Origin of the sequence: Noviherbaspirillum denitrificans (assembly GCF_002211445.1) — a bacterium.
Lineage (GTDB): Bacteria > Pseudomonadota > Gammaproteobacteria > Burkholderiales > Burkholderiaceae_D > Noviherbaspirillum > Noviherbaspirillum denitrificans.
Genome location: NZ_LSTO01000001.1, coordinates 291,961 through 311,666, shown reverse-complemented (window position 1 = coordinate 311,666; position 19,706 = coordinate 291,961). Strand labels below are relative to the sequence as shown.

General features: G+C 63.4%; 19 protein-coding genes. 9 read left to right on the top strand and 10 right to left on the bottom strand.

The window, feature by feature from the left end; translation table 11 throughout:
• From AYR66_RS28110 to AYR66_RS01510, 4 genes are all read left to right on the top strand, one after another.
• On the top strand, nt 1-183 hold a 183-nt coding region (locus AYR66_RS28110; protein WP_170942255.1), incomplete at its 5' end, for a TonB-dependent receptor.
• Nucleotides 183-728: a YfiR family protein gene (locus AYR66_RS01520; protein WP_088706039.1), complete on the top strand. Its 546-nt coding sequence runs from the start codon at nt 183-185 to the stop codon at nt 726-728. The genes AYR66_RS28110 and AYR66_RS01520, both read left to right, overlap by 1 nt.
• Nucleotides 725-2,611, top strand: coding sequence for a putative bifunctional diguanylate cyclase/phosphodiesterase (locus AYR66_RS01515; RefSeq protein WP_088706038.1), 1,887 nt, complete (start codon nt 725-727; stop codon nt 2,609-2,611). Before AYR66_RS01520 ends, AYR66_RS01515 begins: the two co-directional genes overlap by 4 nt.
• Nucleotides 2,612-2,752: 141 nt before the next feature.
• A complete protein-coding gene (locus tag AYR66_RS01510; protein ID WP_088706037.1) occupies nt 2,753-3,892 on the top strand; it encodes a GNAT family N-acetyltransferase in 1,140 nt (379 codons plus the stop codon).
• Here AYR66_RS01510 and AYR66_RS01505 read toward each other — a convergent pair.
• The 3 genes from AYR66_RS01505 to AYR66_RS01495 all read right to left on the bottom strand — a co-directional run bounded on the left by AYR66_RS01505 (nt 3,887) and on the right by AYR66_RS01495 (nt 5,260).
• Complete coding sequence (locus tag AYR66_RS01505; protein WP_088706036.1) at nt 3,887-4,381, bottom strand: TlpA family protein disulfide reductase; 495 nt, start codon at nt 4,379-4,381, stop codon at nt 3,887-3,889. The two genes, AYR66_RS01510 and AYR66_RS01505, sit on opposite strands and share 6 nt — an antisense overlap.
• Complete coding sequence (locus AYR66_RS01500) at nt 4,356-4,538, bottom strand: hypothetical protein (RefSeq protein WP_141103994.1); 183 nt, start codon at nt 4,536-4,538, stop codon at nt 4,356-4,358. The genes AYR66_RS01505 and AYR66_RS01500 overlap by 26 nt, the downstream gene beginning before the upstream one ends.
• 86 nt (nt 4,539-4,624) lie before the next feature.
• Nucleotides 4,625-5,260: a TetR/AcrR family transcriptional regulator gene (locus tag AYR66_RS01495; protein WP_088706034.1), complete on the bottom strand. Its 636-nt coding sequence runs from the start codon at nt 5,258-5,260 to the stop codon at nt 4,625-4,627.
• Nucleotides 5,261-5,368: 108 nt separating this feature from the next.
• Between AYR66_RS01495 and AYR66_RS01490 the strand changes: the two genes are divergently transcribed.
• Nucleotides 5,369-6,553 (top strand): lipid-transfer protein, encoded by a 1,185-nt coding sequence (locus tag AYR66_RS01490; protein ID WP_088706033.1) that lies wholly within the window; start codon nt 5,369-5,371, stop codon nt 6,551-6,553.
• A 14-nt stretch (nt 6,554-6,567) separates the two neighbouring features.
• On the opposite strand, the gene AYR66_RS30325 is transcribed toward AYR66_RS01490, so the two are convergent.
• Entirely contained in the window at nt 6,568-8,196 is a 1,629-nt protein-coding gene (locus tag AYR66_RS30325) for a methyl-accepting chemotaxis protein (protein WP_088706032.1), read from the bottom strand.
• Between the two features lie 130 nt (nt 8,197-8,326).
• Between AYR66_RS30325 and AYR66_RS28675 the strand changes: the two genes are divergently transcribed.
• Complete coding sequence (locus AYR66_RS28675; protein WP_170942032.1) at nt 8,327-8,464, top strand: hypothetical protein; 138 nt, start codon at nt 8,327-8,329, stop codon at nt 8,462-8,464.
• A 63-nt stretch (nt 8,465-8,527) separates the two neighbouring features.
• On the opposite strand, the gene AYR66_RS01480 is transcribed toward AYR66_RS28675, so the two are convergent.
• Genes AYR66_RS01480 through AYR66_RS01455 form a run of 6 tightly spaced genes read right to left on the bottom strand, consistent with a single transcriptional unit; the run spans nt 8,528 to nt 15,967 of the window.
• Nucleotides 8,528-9,847: a TolC family outer membrane protein gene (locus tag AYR66_RS01480; RefSeq protein WP_088706031.1), complete on the bottom strand. Its 1,320-nt coding sequence runs from the start codon at nt 9,845-9,847 to the stop codon at nt 8,528-8,530.
• Between the two features lie 38 nt (nt 9,848-9,885).
• On the bottom strand, nt 9,886-10,209 hold the full coding sequence (locus AYR66_RS01475; protein ID WP_088706030.1) for a rhodanese-like domain-containing protein: 324 nt from the start codon (nt 10,207-10,209) through the stop codon (nt 9,886-9,888).
• 8 nt (nt 10,210-10,217) lie between these two features.
• Nucleotides 10,218-10,880, bottom strand: a complete 663-nt coding sequence (locus tag AYR66_RS01470) for a protein-L-isoaspartate O-methyltransferase family protein (protein WP_088706029.1) — start codon at nt 10,878-10,880, stop codon at nt 10,218-10,220.
• 42 nt (nt 10,881-10,922) lie between these two features.
• Nucleotides 10,923-14,147 (bottom strand): efflux RND transporter permease subunit, encoded by a 3,225-nt coding sequence (locus AYR66_RS01465; RefSeq protein WP_088706028.1) that lies wholly within the window; start codon nt 14,145-14,147, stop codon nt 10,923-10,925.
• A 21-nt stretch (nt 14,148-14,168) separates the two neighbouring features.
• The gene (locus AYR66_RS01460) at nt 14,169-15,317 is read right to left on the bottom strand and encodes an efflux RND transporter periplasmic adaptor subunit (RefSeq protein WP_206047017.1); all 1,149 of its coding nucleotides are present in this window, start codon (nt 15,315-15,317) and stop codon (nt 14,169-14,171) included.
• A gap of 11 nt (nt 15,318-15,328) precedes the next feature.
• Nucleotides 15,329-15,967, bottom strand: coding sequence for a TetR/AcrR family transcriptional regulator (locus AYR66_RS01455; protein ID WP_088709546.1), 639 nt, complete (start codon nt 15,965-15,967; stop codon nt 15,329-15,331).
• 177 nt (nt 15,968-16,144) lie between these two features.
• Here AYR66_RS01455 and AYR66_RS01450 point away from each other — a divergent pair, with 177 nt between their 5' ends.
• From AYR66_RS01450 to AYR66_RS01440, 3 genes are read left to right on the top strand one after another with little or no spacing between them, the layout of a single operon-like run.
• Nucleotides 16,145-17,719 (top strand): HlyD family secretion protein, encoded by a 1,575-nt coding sequence (locus AYR66_RS01450; RefSeq protein ID WP_088706027.1) that lies wholly within the window; start codon nt 16,145-16,147, stop codon nt 17,717-17,719.
• Nucleotides 17,719-18,453 (top strand): ABC transporter ATP-binding protein, encoded by a 735-nt coding sequence (locus AYR66_RS01445; RefSeq protein ID WP_088706026.1) that lies wholly within the window; start codon nt 17,719-17,721, stop codon nt 18,451-18,453. The genes AYR66_RS01450 and AYR66_RS01445 overlap by 1 nt, the downstream gene beginning before the upstream one ends.
• Nucleotides 18,450-19,682 carry an ABC transporter permease gene (locus tag AYR66_RS01440; protein WP_088706025.1) on the top strand — a complete coding sequence of 411 codons (1,233 nt, stop codon included), beginning with the start codon at nt 18,450-18,452 and terminating at the stop codon, nt 19,680-19,682. The genes AYR66_RS01445 and AYR66_RS01440 overlap by 4 nt, the downstream gene beginning before the upstream one ends.
• Nucleotides 19,683-19,706 lie beyond the last annotated feature (24 nt).

Below are 19,706 nucleotides of genomic sequence, written 5' to 3'. Positions count from 1 at the left end.
GGTTACTGGCTGGGGAACGTGACCCTGTCCGCGATGCGGCTGGCGCCTGGGCTCGAACTTTCAAGCAGCATCTACAACCTGTTCGACCGCCGCTATGCCGACCCGGGCGCCGCCGAGCATGCGCAGGATGCCATCGTGCAGAACGGACGCACCTACCGGATCAAGCTGGCATACGCATTCTGATGTTTCACCTGTTCATTTTCCTGTTGCGCAGTATCGCCCGCCGCCTGTTGCCGGCGGCGTTCCTGCTGCCTGCGGCAGTGGCTGCTGAGCCGGTGCCGGAATATGCGCTCAAGGCTGCCTTCGTGTACAACTTCGCGTTGTTTACCGAATGGCCGTCCGATACCGCGTACGAAGGCGGCACATTGAACATTTGCGTCAATCCCGGCAGCGTGCTGCGCCAGTCCCTGGCGGGACTCGGCGAGCGTGCCGTCAAGGGGCGGCGCATCGCGGTGCGCAACCTGGCGGCGCTGGATGCGTTGAATACATGCCATGTACTGTTCGTCGACGGCGGCGACCGCGAGCGCTGGGTGCAGATCAAGAAGGGGCTGGGCGGTGCCGCCGTGCTCACGATTTCGGATGACGAGGAAATCGGTCACGACGGCAGCATCATCGCGCTGTCCATGGACAACAAGCGCGTCGTGTTCGACGTCGATACGCGCGCGGCGCGGCAGGCACGGCTGGCAATCAGCTCCAAGCTGCTGCGACTGGCGAGGATGGTGCAATGAATACGGTTTCCCGCTCTCCCCGCATCGGGCGCTGGATGGAGCTCGCCAACCTGGTCACGGCCGGCGCGGCGCTGCTGGTGGCCAGCGTCCTGCTGATCCTGTTTCAGTTCTTTTCGCTGCGCGGCGCGCTGCTCGAAGACATGAAGGTGCAGGCGCGCATCGTCGGTGAGAACAGTGCGGCGGCGCTGCTGTTCGGCGACAGCAAGGCCAGCCGGGAAACCCTCGCCGTGCTCGAAGCATCGCCCAGCATCGAAGCAGCCGGGCTGTTCACCCTGCAGCGCGCGCCGCTCGCATCCTACATCCGCGACGGCCAGCCGGCGATTCCCATGCCGCCGCCCGAGCTGGTGACCGATGGTCACCGTTTCAGCATCAACCATCTTGAAGTGGCGCAGCACGTGAAGATCGACGGCCGCGACATCGGCCTTGTCGCGATCCGCGCCGGCCTCGACCAGCTTTACGCCCGCCTGGTCGGCTATGCCGGCCTCACGCTGGTCATCGCCGCGGGCTCGCTTGCCGTCGCCTACCTGCTGGTGGCCCGCATGCGGCGTGCGGTCAAGAGCGCCGAGGCACACCTCGACTACCTCGCCCACATCGATCCTGTCACCGGCCTGCCCAACCGCCATGCGTTCAACGAACACCTTGCCACCGCACTGGACAAGGTGGACCGCTTCGGCGGATGCGTCGGGCTGCTGCTGCTCGACCTCGACAACTTCAAGATCGTCAACGACACGCTCGGCCATCACAGCGGCGACAGCCTGCTCGAACAGGTGGCACGGCGCCTGATGGAATGCCTGCGCGGCGGCGACGTGATTTGCCGCATCGGCGGCGACGAATTCGCCATCATCATCGAGCCGTCGGCTGCTTCCACCGCGACCAACGTGGCGGAAAAAGTCCTCGCCGTGCTGGCGGCGCCCTTTGACCTCGACAGCCACGAGATTTATGTCACCGCCAGTGTCGGCATCAGCGTCTACCCTGACGACGCGCCTGATCTCGAAACACTGACGCGCAACGCCGATACCGCGATGTACCAGGCCAAAGGCAGGGGCAAGAATGCCTTCGAGCAGTTCCATCCCGAACTCGACAAGCGCGTGCAGAAGCGCCTGTCGCTCGAAACCAACCTGCGCAAGGCGCTCGAGCGCGGCGAACTGATGCTGTACTACCAGCCGCAGGTCAGCGTGAGCAACGGCCGGCTGGTGGGGCTGGAAGCCCTGCTGCGCTGGAACCATCCCGAGCTCGGCATGATCAGCCCGGTGGAATTCATACCGGTGGCGGAAGACAGCGGCCTGATCGTGCCGATCGGACGCTGGGTGTTGCGGACTGCATGCCGCCAGGTAGCGCAATGGCGTGACGCGGGCCTCGGGGCGATTCCGGTATCGGTCAATCTTTCCGCGCGGCAGACGCGCGATCCGCACCTCGTGCACGACATCATCGGCGCATTGCGCGAGGTTGGTGTCCCGCCCAGCCAGCTCGAACTCGAGATCACGGAAACGGTGCTGATGGACAATGTGCATGCCAACGTCGACCTGCTGCATCGCCTGCAGACCGAAGGCATCCGCCTGTCGATCGACGATTTCGGCACCGGCTATTCCTCGATGGCCTACCTCAAGCGCTTCCCGATTGACCAGGTCAAGATCGACCGTACCTTCGTGCGCGACATTCCCGGCGACGGCGACGACGAGGCGATCACTACCGCCATCATTGCGATGGCCCACAGCCTTGGGCTGTCGGTGGTGGCCGAGGGTGTCGAAACCGAAGCGCAACTCGCCTTCCTGCGCGATGCCGGTTGCGACATCATGCAGGGTTTCCATATCGCGGAACCGAGCCCGCCGGAACAGGTGACGGCCTTCCTCAGAAGCTGCATGCCGATCGCTGCCGCGGGCTGAGCTTGAACTGGCGCAACTGTGTTGCGCCAGTGCAGACCGGGTATTGGCACAGCACAAACACAAAGCGGAATACCCTCTGGCGCGGTGCCACGGATGTTAGTCTCAAGGCGAGTGATCGAACCTTGAGGCTGTCATTCCGGTATGAACGAATTCCACAATGCTGCACTGCCGGCGACTTTCCGCCCCGGCGCCATCGCTGGCGAGAAGGATGAGCGTGTCACCGTCGAACTGCTTGCGGGCCCGCCCGGAACTGCCGTCGATGCGGCGATGCAGACGCTGTACGGCAATATCCATTCGACCTTCGCGCACTTGCAGGTCTACGGCGGACTGTCCGGCGTCACCCACACTTACCTTGCGCGGCGCAGGGAGCGACCTGTGGCCGCCTTCCTGCTGAGCAGGGAGGGCAGCACGGTGCGCGTCATCAATGAGGGCATGGCGGTCGACGAGGAAGAACTTGCACGTTTCGCGGACTGCATCTTCTCTGCATGGAGCGATGCAAGCGTCATCTGCCTGCATGCGGTCGACTCGCGGGTGATGACCCTGGCCCGTCCGTTCCAGCAGTACGCCTGCACCGCCAATATCGTCCTGCCGCTGCCGGCGACGGTCGATGACTATGTCGCCAGCCTCGGCAAGAACATGCGCCGCAACCTGCGCCGCTACATGGACAAGCTCAAGCGCGACCATCCCTCGTTCAGCATCAGCATTGCGTTCAACGGCGACGCCTCCGAGGCAGACATGCGCGCGATCATCGACCTGAACCGCGTGCGCATCGCCGGCAAGAACATCCGCTATGGACTCGACGACGAAGTGGAAAAGGTGATCGCGCTGGTGCGCGAATGCGGGATGGTGCTGACGATGCGCGTCGATGGCCAGGTGATGGCCGGCAGCATCGGCTATTTCGCCGGCAGCAACTACTTCTTCAAGGTGATTTCGCACGATCCCCGCTACAACGAGTACTCGGCGGGCATCCTGTGCTGCTTCCTCACCATTTCCGAGTGCATCGCGCGCGGCTGCACGGAGTACAACTTCATGTGGAACGAGTACGAATACAAGTTCGCGCTCGGCGCGCATTCGCGCAGCCTGCATCACCTCGCGGTGTATCGCTCGCGCCTGCATCTCCTGTTGCGTCCGCGGATGGCGGCGGAGAATGCGGTTGCGGCATGGCGGCATCGCGCCCAATCCTTGTTCGACAGGGCAGCGAAGGAGGAAGAACTGGGTAGGGGAGAGCGCATGGCGATGCGCGTCCTTGATGCGCTGCGGCGGATAAAACGGGCGTTATGACGCCGGCTTCATCAGCGGCGGCACCGCGAGCACTTCCAGCACACGATAAGAGAACAGGCCGGCGCGCGAGGCGACCAGCTTGCCATCGCGGTCGAAGACCATCACGATGGGTTGCAGGTGTTCCGGCAGCGGACCGACATTGTGTTCGCCGAGCATTCCTACAGGAAGGCTGAGCTTGCGCTTGGCGACAAAGGCGCGCAGTACCGCGGGATCGTCCGCGGTGGAGATGGCGACGACCTTCACGCCCTGGCTTTCGTAGGCTGCATGGAAGCGCTGCAGTTCGGCGATGCACTTGCGCGCGGCGAGGGATTCGATCGACCAGAAGGACAGCAAGGTAATCGCGCCGCGGCTGTCCTCGAGCGAGTAGCGGCTGCCGTCGAGCATGTTGGCTTCCACCTTGGGGAGCTCGGCGGCGATTGCCGGCAATGCGATGAACATGCCGGCAGCGAGCGTGGCGGCGGCTTTACGGAGGCGGGAGAGAATCGGCATCGTTGCGGTTGTTGTCTGTCCGCGATTCCGTGGCAGCCGGCTTGCGGCGGTCCGGCGTATCACGCGCAATGGCACGGCGTTCGGCCATGCGGCGTTCGCGGAACTGGTTGAGTTCGTAGCTGGCCTGTTCGTACAGGTTTTCGGGTTTGGTCATCATGGTCTCCGGCATCGCCGGTGTGCCCCGGCAGATTACCAGTGTATGCCGCTTTTTTTTCATTCCTTTGATGTGAAGCAATTTTTCCCTTACGGCTGAGTCGCCAGCCGCAGCACCGCCTGCCTGGCGGCCTTTTCAAGACCCTCGAGTTCTGGCCGGGTGGGCCGGTTGCGCACGCGGAACAGCATCAGGCCCTCGACCTGCGCGACGATCAGCGCTGCCCTGAGCACGTATTCCTCGTCGGATATGTCGGGCGACATGCCCTGGATCAGCTTGTAAATCGCCTTGCGCTCCCGCGATTGCATGCGCTCCATCAGCGTAGAGGCGAAGGTATTGCGCGTGGCAAGCGCCCAGAATTCGAAGAACATGCCGCGGATGACCGGGCTGCGCAGCTCTTCCAGGAACATGTCGAAGGTCGCCAGCAACTGTTCGGTGCGCGACGCGTCCCCCATGGTGGCGGCGATGCCGTCCATGCGCTCCTGGAACTGGTTGAGGGAGTCGAGCAGCAGTGCCTCGACCAGCATGTCCTTGCTTTTGTAGTAATGCTGCACATTGCTCAGGCTGACGCCGACTTGCGCCGCCACACGCCGCATCGAGAGGCCGCCATAGCCGTCCGCCGCGAAGAGTTCACGCGCGGCCTGCAGGATATCGTTGGCGCGCGCATAGCCTTTTTCCGTGGTGCTGGAAGTCTTGTGCTGCAGCGAAGTCTTGAGCGCGGGTGACATGGGCAGGGGCAGAAAGCGGACGCGCGATTATCGCATGGTGACCATCAATACGAGTTTAGGTCGTCCGACCTATAATCACCATTATCCTTCCAACTTACGGAGTGCAAGATGAGCCGCAAAGTCTTCGTTTCCGGCGTCGGGATGATTCCCTTCGCCAAGCCCGGTGCAAGCGCGCCCTATGACCAGATGGGCGCCAGCGCGGCCCGCCTGGCGCTGTCCGACGCCGGCGTCGCGTACGAAGATGTGCAGCAGGCTTACGCGGGTTATGTGTACGGCGATTCGACCAGCGGCCAGAAGGCGCTCTACGCGGTGGGCATGACCGGCATCCCGGTCGTCAACGTCAACAACAATTGCTCGACCGGATCGACGGCGCTGTTCCTGGCGCGCCAGGCGGTGGCCAGCGGCGCCGCGGACTGCGTGCTGGTGCTCGGCTTCGAGCAGATGACGCCGGGTGCACTCAGCTCGATGTTCAAGGACCGGCCGTCGCCTTTCGATGCCTTCGATGCGGTCACCGACGAGCTGGTCGGCATGCCCGAGATCCCGCTCGCGCTGCGCTACTTCGGTGGCGCCGGCCTGAGCCACATGAAGAAATACGGCACCCGGCTCGACACCTTCGCGAAAATCCGCGCCAAGGCCAGCCGCCATGCGGCCAACAACCCGCTGGCGCTGTTCCGCCAGGTGCTGACGGCCGAAGACGTGATGAATGCGCCGATGATCTGGCCCGGCGTGATGACCCGTTCCATGGCGTGCCCGCCGACCTGCGGCGCAGCGGCGGCCGTGCTGGTGTCCGAGGATTTTGCGAAGGCGCGCGGACTGGATACGCGCGTGAGCATCGCGGCGCAGGCGATGACCACCGACCGGCCCGGCACCTTCGATTCGGGCGACATGATGCGGGTGGTGGGTTACGACATGGCCAGGGAAGCGGCGGCCAAGGTCTACGAAGAAGCCGGTATCGGTCCGGACGGCATCGATGTGGTCGAACTCCACGACTGCTTCGCGCAGAACGAACTCATCACCTATGAAGCGCTCGGCCTGTGCCCCGAAGGCGGTGCGGAGAAATTCGTCAACGATGGCGACAACACCTACGGCGGAAAGGTCGTCACCAATCCTTCCGGCGGCCTGCTGTCGAAAGGGCATCCGCTGGGCGCGACCGGCCTCGCGCAGTGCTACGAGCTGACGCACCAGTTGCGCGGCACCGCCGAGGCACGGCAGGTGGACGGCGCGCGCGTGGCGCTGCAACACAACCTCGGCCTCGGCGGCGCCTGCGTGGTCACGATGTACCGCGCAGGGTAGCGCCTCCTGGTTTTTTACCGCGCGTTCGCGATAGCGCGTACACGCTGCTGGCCTTTCACGCCATGCGGCCGCAGGACGGCGCCGGGTACCACCGACAGTCCCGGCGCCATTCCTGAAATCAGCTTGAAGGTGCTCACCAGCTGCGCCTGCTTTGCTGCCTGCTCGCGCAAGGTTTCCGCGGCGGCGGCCGACTGCTCCACCAGCGCCGCATTTTGCTGCGTGATCTCGTCCATCTGCGTGATCGCCATGTTCACCTGCTCGATGCCGGCGCTCTGTTCGCGGCTGGCGGACGTGATCTCGTTCATGATGTCGGTGACATGCCGCACCGAGGACACGATCTCCGCCATGGTCTTGCCGGCGTCGTCGACCAGCGTGGTGCCCGATTCGACCTTCTGCACCGAGTCGTTGATCAGGTCCTTGATTTCCTTGGCGGCGCTCGCCGAGCGTTGCGCCAGCGTACGCACTTCCGACGCAACGACGGCGAATCCGCGGCCCTGTTCGCCGGCGCGCGCGGCCTCCACCGCCGCATTGAGCGCCAGGATGTTGGTCTGGAACGCAATGCCGTCGATCACGCTGATGATGTCGGAAATCCGGCTCGAGCTTTCACGGATCGACGCCATGGTTTCCACCACTTTTCCGACTGCTTCGCCACCCTTCACGGCAATGGAGGAGGTGGCGATCACCAGCTGGTTGGCTTCGTGCGCATTGTCGGCATTCTGGCGCACGGTGCTGGTCAGTTCTTCCATTGACGACGCGGTTTCTTCCAGCGAGCTGGCCTGCGATTCGGTGCGCGCGGAGAGGTCGGAGTTGCCGGCGGCGATTTCGTTCGATCCCTTGTTGACGAGGTCGGTGACTTCCTTGATCTGGCCGACCAGCAGCTTCACGTTGGTCTGCAGCACGCGCACGGCCTGCAGCACCCGGGAAATCTCGTCGTCGCCGTCCGACTGGATCTTGCAGCTCAGGTCGCCGGCGCTCATGCGATCGATGTCCACCTTGGCACGCTCAAGCCGCGTCACGATGTCACGATACAAAGAGAAGCCGAACAGCGCCGCGAACAGCAGTCCTGCGGCGGCGACAATCGTTCCCGGAAAGGCGATCCCGGCGCCGAACAGGCAGGCGATGCCGCCGAATCCCGTCATCATCTTGGTCTTCAGCGACAGGCTCTTCATGAATCGCAGGCGCGAGAAAACGGTACGGCGCACGGCGCTGCCTTCGCGGACTTCGAGCGATTTGTCGCCGGACTTGATCATCCGGTAGGCATTTTCGGCCGCTGCCACCTGTTCACGCGTGGGTTTGATGCGGATCGATGTGTAACCAGTCACCTGGCCGTTTTCAATGAGCGGCGCCGCGTGGGCCTCGACCCAGTAGTGGTCGCCGTTCTTGCTGCGGTTCTTGACCAGGCCGGTCCACGCCTTGCCGCTCTGGATGGTGCGCCAGAAATCCTCGAAGGCTTCCGACGGCATGTCCGGATGACGCACGATGTTCTGCGGCGCGCCCAGCAGTTCGGCTTCGGTAAAGCCGCTGATGTTGATGAAATCCTGGTTGACGTAAGTGATGCGGCCTTTCAGGTCTGTCTTCGAAACGATGGTCTCCGTGTCTTTCAGTATGTATTCAACGCCGGTTACGGGAAGGTTGGTTCGCATCGGGGCTCCGTCAAAAATCGATAGCGGGATCGCTATTTCTTGATCTAGAGCAAGTTATAAGCCAGCAAGCTGTGTATTGCCGTATGGAAATATCAAGCTGGAGGAAGATTTATGGCTTCGACGAAGATCGATGGCGTTGGAATCTGTTTCGACAGTGAAACAAGAGGAAGGCGCAAAAGCTGTGAATTTACGTTCACAAGCGCTGCGTAAAAACCTTGCTCTAGAGCAAGGAATCGGCGCGCCATTTCCTGAATTTGAAAAGGCCTGATTCCAACAATTGGGATTGGGCGGAGGGAAGTGGCATCGCAACGGCAGCTGCGATGCCGGGAGATTATTGCAGAAGCAGCGCGTTGACTTGGACGAGATCGTCTTCCTTCAGTGTGCCTGCGGCCGCTTTCAGGCGCAGACCATTCATGATGGTGTCGTAGCGCGCCTTGGAGAGGTCGCGGCGGGTTGAGTAGAGCTGTTGCTGTGCGTTCAACACATCGATATTGATTCGCACGCCGACCTGGTAGCCGAGGCGGTTGGAATCCAGTGCCGATGTGCTGGAGATTTCCGCCGCTTCCAGTGCGCGTACCTGTGCCAGTCCGGCGTTCACGCCGAGGAAGGCTTGCCGTGCGCCTTGCGCCGCCACGCGCCGGGCGTTTTCCAGGTCGGAGCGCGTCTTGTCTTCCAGTGCAATGGTTTCACGTACGCGGCTGTCGACCGCGAAACCGGCAAACAGCGGAATCGCCCACTGCACGCCGATGGCACTGCTGTCCGACACGGTGCCCGCCGCGCTAAGCGCGCTGGCGCCCTGGTTGCTGTGGCTGCGGCTGGCGACCAGGTCGAGGGTCGGGTAGTGGCCGGCACGGCTCTTCTTGACTTCGCGCTGCGCGATTTCGAGCGCCAGTTGCTGGCCGACCACGCCGAAGTTCTGCTGTTCCGCGCTCTGCACCCAGTTGTCCAGCATGCCCGGCTCCGGCGGCGCCAGCCTGACGCCGGGGCGCAGCGTGGCGAGCGCGCCGGCCGGTTTGCCGATGATCTGCTGCAGCGCAGTGCGCTTGATCTCGAGGTCGTTCTGCGCGGCGAATTCCTGCGCGATCGCCAGGTCGTAGCGCGCCTGGGCTTCATGGGTATCGGTGATGGTGGCCGTGCCGACCTCGAAATTACGCTTGGCCGACGCAAGCTGCTCGGTGATCGCGGTCTTCTGCGCCTGCACCGATGCCAGCGCGTCCTGCGACGCCAGCACATCGAAATAGGCCTGGCCCACACGCAGGATCAGGTCCTGTTGCGACAGCGCGAACTGCGCCTCGCTCAGCGCCACCGACAGCTTGCCCTGCTGGTAGGTTTCCCAGTTGGCCAACCGGAACAGCGGCTGCGACAGCGAAACCGTGTAGCCGCGCGAATTGAAGTCGCGGTTGGCAGTCACGCCGGCCGTGGTGCTGTCCAGGTTGTTGCGGGTATAGCTGCCGCCCACACCGATCGTCGGAAGCAGGCCCGCGCGCCCTTGCGTCGACTTTTCCTGACCCGCTGTCAGCTGCGCGCGCGCACTGGCAAAGGGGGCGTCGTTGGCAAGCGCTTCCCGGTAAACCTGTACGAGGTCGATCGCACGCGCGTTCAACGACAGGAAGGAGCCGGCAAGCAGGGTGGCGATAACGGATTTCCGCATTCAATTCTCCGGTGGCGGGTGGGGCGTGTTAGTGATTGTTAGTAGGTAGGCATCGAGTTGTCAACCTGCAACGCCCAGGCATGGACGCCGCCGGTCAGGTTGGTCACTTGCGTGAAGCCGTTGCGTTCGAGGAAGGCCGCGACCGACATGCTGCGTGCGCCATGGTGGCAGATGCAGACTATCGGCGCGTCTTCTTCCAGTTCTTGCAGGCGTTCCGGGATCGAGTGCATGGGGATCGGAACAGAGCCCGCGATGTGGCAGGTCTGGAATTCCCACGGCTCACGCACGTCCAGCAGCACCGGCTTGGGCCGCGATTCGTCGGCGATCCATACCGCCAGTTCCGGTGCTGTCAGGTGTTGCATGGCTATCCTTAGAAAACGAAATGGGAGGGTTTCTCGATCTCGCGCAGCGGCGGGACGTCGGTCTCGAATACCTTGACGGTCTTGTAGGCGGTGTCGGACACGCGGGTGATGATTTCCGCATTCATGACCGGGGATTCGCCGACAATCGCGAACAGGCGGCCGCCGACCTTGAGCTGCTTGATGAAGGATTTCGGCAGCACCGGCAGCGAAGCGGAAATGACGATCACGTCGTAGGGCGCGTCGGTGCCCTTGTTGCTCCAGCCCTGTGCGCCGTTGCCGAGGGCGACGTCGACGTTGCCGATGCCATAGACGGTCAGGTTGTGCGCGGCGAAGGCCTTCAGTTCGGGATCGATCTCGACCGTCGTCACGTGCCGCGCCTTGTGCGCGAGCAGGGCGGCCATGTAGCCGGAACCGGCGCCGATTTCCAGCACGTCTTCGTGCTTCTTCACGCCGACTTCCTGGAGGATGCGCGCTTCCATCTTCGGCGTGAACATGAATTCGCCGTTACCCAGCGGGATCTGGGTGTCCATGAACGCCAGGTTCTTGTACGCGGCCGGAACGAAGGCTTCGCGCTTGACCACGGTCAGCAGGTTCAGCACTTCCGGATCCAGGACATTCCACGGACGGATCTGCTGCTCGATCATGTTGAAACGGGTTTTTTCGATATTCATTTCGGCACTCGACAGGTAAAAGGGAACAAACCCGTCATTTTATCAAAGGGCATCCTCGTTTTTGCTCTGCGGAACCATGATCGCCGGTGCGCCTTGATGCTGGTCAGGCCCGGTGTTGCGCCGTTTGCGACGCATCCACGCAGCAAAGTCATCCAGGTAGGTGTAAATCACCGGCACCACCACCAGCGTCAGTATTGACGAAGTGATAATTCCGCCGATCACCGCCTGGCCCATCGGCGCGCGCTGCTCGGAACCCTCGCCCAGGCCGAAGGCCAGCGGCACCATGCCGAATACCATCGCCAGCGTCGTCATCAGGATCGGGCGCAGGCGCACGTGCGCGGCTTCCAGCAGGGCGGCGGTGCGTTCCATGCCTTCCTTGCGCGCCTGGTTGGCGAAGTCGACCAGCAGAATCGCGTTCTTCGTCACCAGGCCCATCAGCATCACGAAACCGATGATCGAGAACAGGTTCAGCGTCGAGCGGAAGAACATCAGTGCCAGGAACACGCCGATCAACGTCAGCGGCAGCGAGGACATGATGGCCAGCGGCTGCAGGAAGCTGGCGAACTGGGACGCCAGGATCATGTAGATAAAGATGATCGCCAGGAACAGCGCCGACAGCGCGTAGCCGAAGGACTCCTGCATGTTCTTGGTTGAGCCGCCGAGCTGGTAGCGGTAGCCCGGCTGCCAGTCCATGCTGTCGAGCGCGCGCTTGACGTCGGCGCTGACCTCGCCGGACGAGCGGCCGACCACGTTGGCCGACAGTTCGACTTCGCGGTTCAGGTCGCGGCGGTTGATCTGGTTGGCGCCGGTCGACGGCGCGATGGTCGCCACCTGGCGCAGCGCCACCATCTTCGGCGTGCCGTCGGTATTGAGTTGCGAACTGGCCAGCATCAGGCGCGACAGGTCGTCGGCGTTGTTGCGATCGGTCGGCGACAGGCGCACCTTCACGTCGTAGTTTTCCTCGTCAGGCGCGCGCCAGGTGGTGGCCGCTTCGCCGGCCAGCAGCGGACGCAAGGCGGCACCGATCTGCGCCACGCCCACGCCGAGGTCGGCGCCGATATCGCGCTTCGGTTCGACGGCGATGGTCGGCTTTTCCGCCTTCAGGCTGGAATCGAGGTCGACCAGGCCGGGGATGGCGCGCATCTTGTTCATCGCTTCATCGGTCAGCTTGGCCAGTTCTTTCAGGTCCGTGCCCTGCAGGCTCAGGCGCAACTGCTTCACGTCGCCGCCCACGCCTTCCAGCGAACCGATATGGGTCACGGTGATGCCTGCGATCTGCCGCAGGCGATCACGCAGCGGAATGCTCATCTGCGTCGTGCTGCGCGCGCGTTCCTTGCGCGGCACCAGGCGCACGTAGGAGGTGACGTAGTTCTTGCCCAGCGCCTGCCCGGTGTTGATGGTGGTGTAGATGTCCTTCACTTCGGGGAACTCGCGCAGCACCGCTTCCACCTGCCGCGCCTTCGTCTCGGTGAATTCGAGCGAGGAGCCGACCGGCGTGTAGTAGGTGACGCCGGTTTCCGAGTAGTCCGGTTGTGGCACGAATTCGCTGCCGACCAGGCCCGCGACGGGGATCGCGCAGCCGGCGACGAAGGTGGCGACGGCGATACCCACCGTCTTGCCGCGATGCCTGAGCGACCAGTCCAGCATGTCGCGGTAGGTATGCGACAGCCACTGCACGAGGCGGTCGAACTGGTGCAGCACGCGGCCGATGGTACGGTCGTACAGGTTGCGCTTGCCGCCGTGCTCGCCATGGACGGCCGGATCCGGCCAGATGGAGGACAGCATCGGGTCGAGCGTGAACGACACGAACATCGAGATCAGCACCGCCGCTGTCACCGTAATGCCGAACTGGTGGAAGAAGCGCCCGATGATGCCGCCCATGAAACCAACCGGCAGAAACACCGCGACGATGGAGAAGGTCGTCGCCAGCACCGCCAGGCCGATTTCCGCCGTGCCTTCCAGCGCCGCGGTCCGGTGGTCCTTGTAGCGTCCGTGCACCTTCATGCCGGCATGGCGCACGATGTTTTCGCGCACCACGATCGCGTCGTCGATCAAGAGGCCCACGCACAGCGACAGCGCCATCAGCGTGATCATGTTGATCGTGAAGCCGAACATGTACATGAACAGGAAGGTGCCGATCAGCGCCACCGGCAGCGTCAGGCCGGTAATCACGGTCGAGCGCCAGGAATTGAGGAACAGGAACACGATCAGGATGGTCAGCACCGCGCCTTCCAGCATCGTGCGGCGCACGTTTTCCACGCCGGTCTTGATCTGGCGCGAGCTGTCCTGGATCACGTCGACCTTCACGCCCGGATAGAGCGCCTGCAGGCGGGGTTCGAGTTCCTTCAGCGCCTCCTTCAGGCCGTCGGCGACGTCGATGGTGTTCTGGCCCTGCGCCTTCTGGATGGCGAGAGCAAGGGTGCGCTGCCCGTTGTACAGCGCGAGGCTTTCCTGCTCTTCCTGGCCATCGACGACTGTCGCGACCTGCGACAGCAGCACCGGCTGGCCGCCGCGGCGGGCGACGATGATGCGGCCGAAGTCTTGCGGATTCTTCACCTTGCCCTGGATCTGCACCACCTTCTCGTCGGAGGATGAGCGGATCGCGCCGGTGGGCAGTTCCTGGTTTTCGTTGCGCAGCGCATTGATCACCTGGTCGATGCCGATGCCCAGCGCTTCCATCTCGCCTGGCTTCACGTAGATCTGGATTTCGCGCTTGACGCCGCCGACCAGCGCAACCGAGCCGACGCCGCGCACGTTTTCGAGGCGCTTCTTGATGACCTGGTCGGCAATCGTGGTCAGTTCTCGCAGGTCACGGTTGGCAGCCTTGGGATCACCGGTGATCGACACCGCGAGGATAGGGCGATCGGCCGGGTCGTAGCGCATGACGCGCGGTTCCTTCACTTCCTTGCGGAACACGGTCTTCACCATCGCCACCTTCTCGCGCACGTCCTGCGCGGCCTGCGCCGGGTCGATGGTCAGGTCGAACTCGATGATGACGACCGAGCTGCCTTCATAGGAGCGGGAAAAGAGGTTCTTGATGCCGTTGATGGTGTTGACTGTTTCCTCGACCTTGCGCGTGATGTCGGACTCGACAGTCTCCGGCGAGGCGCCCGGGTAGTCGGTCTGCACCACGACCACCGGGAAGGTGACGTCGGGGAACTGGTCCACGCGCAGGCGCTGGTAGGAAAACAGTCCCAGCACGACGAACGCAACCATCATCATGGTCGCGAGGACGGGATTGCCGATACTGATGCGGGTGAACCACATGGATGGATTTCCTCGGCGAGGTTACTGGGCCGGGGCGCTCGCGCCCGCAATCTGCGTGATCTTGACCGGCGTGCCGGCCCGCAATGTGCCAAGGTTGGCCTTGACGACCTGCGCGCCGCTTTCCAGTCCCTGGAAGATTTCGACCGAATTACCCGTACCGTCGTCGCCTTGCAGGCCGGTAGTGACCGTCTTCTGCGCCAGCTTGCCGCCTTCGATCGCATACACGAACTGGCGGCCGGCATCGGTATGCACGGCGGCTTGCGGTACAGTCAGCACGCCGGATTTTTTCGCAGTTGTCAGTTGTGCTTCGGCGAACATCCCCACGCGCAGCGCGCCCTGCGGATTCTCGATCTGGATATAGGCCATGATGGAACGCGACCCTGCCTGCGTCGCCGGGTTGATGCGCACCACCTTGCCGGTCAGCGCCTTGGGCATGCCTTCCACCTTGACCTGCACTTCCTGGCCCAGCGACACGTGTCCGATATCGATTGCCGGCACGGCCGCTTCGAGTTCCATCTGGCCGAGGTCGACCACGTCCAGCAGACGATTGTCCACCGCGACCTTTTCCCCCGGCTGCACCATGCGCATGCTGACCAGGCCGGAAATCGGCGCCTTGATCACGGTGTCGGCCAGCGCCTTCTGCGCGACGTCGAGCGCGGCGCGTGCCGACTCCACGTTGGCATGGGCAATGCTGTACTGGCTCTCGGCGTTGTCGACGGCGTTCTTCGAAATGAAGCCCTTGTCCAGCAGCGCCTTGTTGTTGTCGCGCGCCTTGGTGGCGATCTCCAGCTGGCCGCGCGCCGCGAGGAGTGCGCCCTTGGCCTGCTCGACGCGCGCCTGGTAATCGCTGGTGTCCATCTTGACCAGCACCTGGCCCGCCTTGACTGCTTCGCCTTCGCGCACGAGCACCTCGCGCACCTCGCCGGCCACCTTGGCCTTCACGCTGGCCTGATTGAACGCGCGCAGCGAACCGGTCAGCGGCATCAGCTGGCGCAGCTCGCCGGGCTTTACCTGCATCAGGTCGGTGGGCAGAAATTCCATCACCGCGGGCACCTGGGCCGCGCTCTGCAGGTCGGCTGCCTTGTTCGGTTTCTTCAGCATGGCGCCCGCCACGCCGGCGGCAAGCAGCAGGACGGCAAGGGTGATCCAGAAGGCGCGTCGTTTGAACATGGGAGATCCGGTCAGCGGGGAGGTTGGGTGAGCATGCCGTTGAGGAACAGGTCGACGAAGCTGTTCAGGTAGGCTTCGGGCGAGAATTGTTCAGTGCGGCATTCGGCGAAGGAGTGTTTCCACATCATCAGCATGATCATCGGGGAGCAGACGAGTTGGGTCGCATGTTCGATGTCGACCGGACGGAACTCGCCGCGCTCGACGCCGCGCCGGAGCATGCGTGCAATCATTGCATTGCCGCGCTGGATCACTTCATCGTGATAGAAACGGGCCACTTCCGGGAAGTTGCTCGACTCCGCCATCATCAGCTTGGTGATGCCAGACAGCTTGGTAGCGCCGATGCGCTCCCACCAGCCGAGCACCATTTCACGAAACAGCTCGACGGTGCTGCCCTCGAAAGATTCGAGGATGCCTTCGGCCTCGCCCAACACCGGAACCACGTTCTCGCGGACGACGGCCTTGAACAGTTCTTCCTTGTTCGTGAAATACAAGTAGAGTGTGCCTTTGGAAACGCCGGCCCGCGCCGCCACGTCATCGAGGCGCGTCGCTGCGAATCCTCGCTCGACAAACAGGTCGAGGGCGGCGGCGAGCAGTTCCTGCGGGCGCGCATCCTTGCGGCGCTCCCAGCGTTTCTTGAGGGGGCAATTCATGATGGGCGGAGCCAAATAACTTACTTACGAGTCAGTAATATATGCGCGCACTCCCGCACCGTCAAGCTGCGATCGCTTTTGTACATCTCTTTGTAGACGTTGTTACATTAGGACAAGAACCGCCAGTCTTTAGCCGGTAGAATCGCGGTCATCTAACGCAGATACCTCTCTTTGTTTATGAATTTGTCAAGAAAGTGGTGGGCTTCGCTTGCCGTCGTTGCCGTTGTTTCCGCCGCCGGCCTGGGCTCCTGGGCCTGGCAACAAAGGAACAACGGACCGGAGTACAAGACCGGCAAGGTGGAAAAGGGTGGCATCACTGCCAGCGTGTCGGCGTCCGGCACGCTCAGCCCGGTGGTGCAGGTGCAAGTCGGCTCACAGGTCTCCGGGCAGCTCAAGGAAGTGCTGGTCGATTTCAACAGCGATGTGAAGAAGGACCAGCTCATTGCACTGATCGATCCCCAGACTTTCGAGACTCGCGTGCAGCAGGCGCAGGCTGACGTCGATGCCGCTCGCGCGCAGGTTATGACGCAGCAGGCCAATATCACTGCCCAACGTGCCGCCCTGTCCAAGGCGGAAGTTGACCTCGCGGAGGCGAAGCGCGACCTCGACCGCAAGCAGCAGTTGGTGGAAAAGGGCTTCATTGCCGGCGCCGAGCGCGACAAGGCGCAGGCCGCCTTCAACTCCGCGACCGAGCAGGTCAATACCGCGCGCGCCCAGACCGGTGTTGCCGCCGCCGGCCTGCGCAATGCCGAAGCCGTCGTCAAGCAGCGCGAAGCCGCGCTGGCCCAGGCGCGTATCGACCTCGGCCGCACCGAGATCCGGGCACCGGTCAACGGCGTCGTCATCAAGCGCAGCGTCGAGCGCGGCCAGACCGTGGCGGCAAGCCTGCAAGCGCCGGAACTTTTCGTGATTGCGGAAAACCTGACCGACATGCAAGTCGATGCGTCCATCGACGAATCCGAAATCGGCCGCATCCGCGTCGGCCAGAAGTCGACCTTCACCGTCGATGCGTTCCCGGGCCGAAGCTATGAAGGCACGGTCAAGCAGATTCGGAAGGCCGCGCTGAACGTGTCCAACGTCGTCACCTATACCGTGGTCATCAGCGCTGCCAATCCATCCCGCGAACTCCTGCCCGGCATGACCGCCAATGTGCGCATCGTGACCGATACGCGCAGCGACGTGCTCAAGGTGGCCAATGCCGCGCTGCGCTTCCGTCCCGCCGGCGCCAATGGCGGCAGCGACAAGCCCGCCGCCCAGCCGGAAGCGCCAGCAAGCAACCAGCCCGGCGGCCAGATGAAGGCCCTGCGCGAACGCCTGGAAAAAGAGCTGCAGCTCGACGACAGCCAGACGGCGAAGCTCGACACCATCTTCGCGGGCATGCGCGAGAAGTTCATGGCCCTCCGTGACGTGCCGGACAGCGACCGCCAGAAGTTGGCCGAGCGCAACCGCAGCGAGATGCGCGCGCAAATCATGGACATCCTCAACCCCGAGCAGAAAAAGAAATACGAGCAGATCATTGCCGAAAGCGGCGAGCGCCGCGGCGGAGGCAGCGGCGCGCGAGGCCGCGTCTATGTGCTGGACGAAAAGAAGCAGCCGAAAGCCATCGAAGTGCGCCTCGGCCTGACCGACGGCACCACGACGGAAGTGATCTCGCAGGACCTCAAGGAGGGCATGGAAGTCATCACCGGCACCGTGCAGGCTCAGCAGGAGGCGCCGCGCCAGCGCCCGCCCGCCGGGCCGAGGATGTTCTGATGGCGCTGATCAAAGCCGTCGAACTGGCGAAGGAGTACGTGATGGGCTCCACCGTCGTGCATGCGCTGCGTGGTGTGTCGGTGTCCATCGAGGAGGGGCAGTTCGTCGCCATCATGGGCGCCTCCGGCTCCGGCAAGTCGACTTTCATGAACCTGCTCGGCTGCCTCGACCGCCCGTCTTCCGGCGAATATTTCCTCGCAGGCGAGCGTGTGTCCGCGCTGGACGCCGACGCGCTCGCGGCGATTCGCAACCGGCGCATCGGTTTCGTGTTCCAGCAGTTCAACCTGCTGCCGCGCACCAGCGCGCTCGATAACGTCGAACTGCCGCTGTTGTATGCGGGCGTGCCGCCGGCGGAACGCCACCAGCGCGCATTGCAGCGTCTGGCCGAAGTCGGCCTCGGCGAACGCGCCGACCACCATCCCGCGCAACTCTCCGGCGGCCAGCAGCAACGTGTCGCGATTGCGCGCGCCCTGGTCAACAATCCCTCGCTGATCCTGGCCGACGAACCGACCGGCGCGCTCGACTCGCGCACCAGCGTGGAAATCATGGCGCTACTGCAGAAGCTCAACCGTGAAGGCATGACTATCGTGATGGTCACGCACGAGCATGACGTCGCCGCCTTCGCCGCGCGCATCATCACCTTCCGCGACGGCAATGTCATCGCCGACGAAACGAACCGGCCGAACGACGCCCAGGCCGAACTCGAACGACTGGGAAGCGGAGCAGAAGCATGAACCTGCTCGCCACCCTGCGCATCGCGCTGAACGCATTGCGCGTCAACAAGCTGCGCTCCATCCTCACCATGCTCGGAATCATTATCGGCGTGGCGGCGGTGATCACGATGATCGCCGTCGGCGCGGGCGCGCAGCAGCGCGTCGAGGAACAGATCAAGAGCCTCGGCTCCAACCTGATGATCATCCTGCCCGGTTCCACCACGCAATCGGGCGTACGCCTTGGCGCCGGCGCCAACCAGAGCCTGACCGATGACGACGCGGCCGCCATCGTGCGGGAGGTTTCGGAAGTGCAGGTGGCCGCGCCGTCCAACCGGCGCACGGAACAGGTGGTTGCCAACGGCGCCAACTGGTCCACCACCATCTACGGCGTCAATCCCGACTATTTTGAAGCGCGCGAATGGCCGCTGCTGGAGGGCCGCATGTTCGACCAGGCGGAACTCACCGGCAATGCGAAGGTCGCACTGATCGGCCAGACCGCCGCGAAGCAATTGTTCGGCGACCTCGATCCACTCGACCAAACCATCCGCATCCGCAAGGTACCGTTCACCATCATCGGCGTGCTCGACCGCAAGGGGCAGAGCATGATCGGCCAGGACCAGGACGACGTGATCATGCTGCCGCTGAATACCGCGCGCAATCGCCTGTTCGGCAACACACAGGGCAAGCTGCGCCGTGTCGGGACTATCCAGGTCAAGGTGCGCGAAGGATCAAGCATGCAGGTGGCCGAAGAAAAGATCCGCGAACTGCTGCGCCAGCGCCAGCGTACGCAGCCGGGGCAGGATGACGCCTTCACCGTGCGCAACCTGACCGAACTGCTGCAGGCACAGGAAGAATCCTCGCGCATCATGACGCTGTTGCTCGCCGCCGTCGCCTCTGTGTCGCTGCTGGTCGGCGGCATCGGCATCATGAACATCATGCTGGTGTCGGTCACCGAGCGTACGCGCGAGATCGGCCTGCGCATGGCGGTCGGCGCGCGCGGCTCGGACATCCTCACGCAATTCCTGGTGGAGGCGATGACGCTGTCGCTGATCGGCGGTTTCGCCGGCATCGTGCTCGGCATCACCGGCTCCTGGGCAATCGGCGAGCTGACCGGCTGGGCGACGCGCATGTCGCCGGAATCGATTGTGCTCGCAGTGGGTTTCTCGGCCGGTATCGGCATCTTCTTCGGTTTTTATCCGGCCCGGAAGGCGGCGTCGATGCTGCCGATCCAGGCGCTGCGTTATGAGTAAAATAAGCTGTCGCGACGGTTGCGG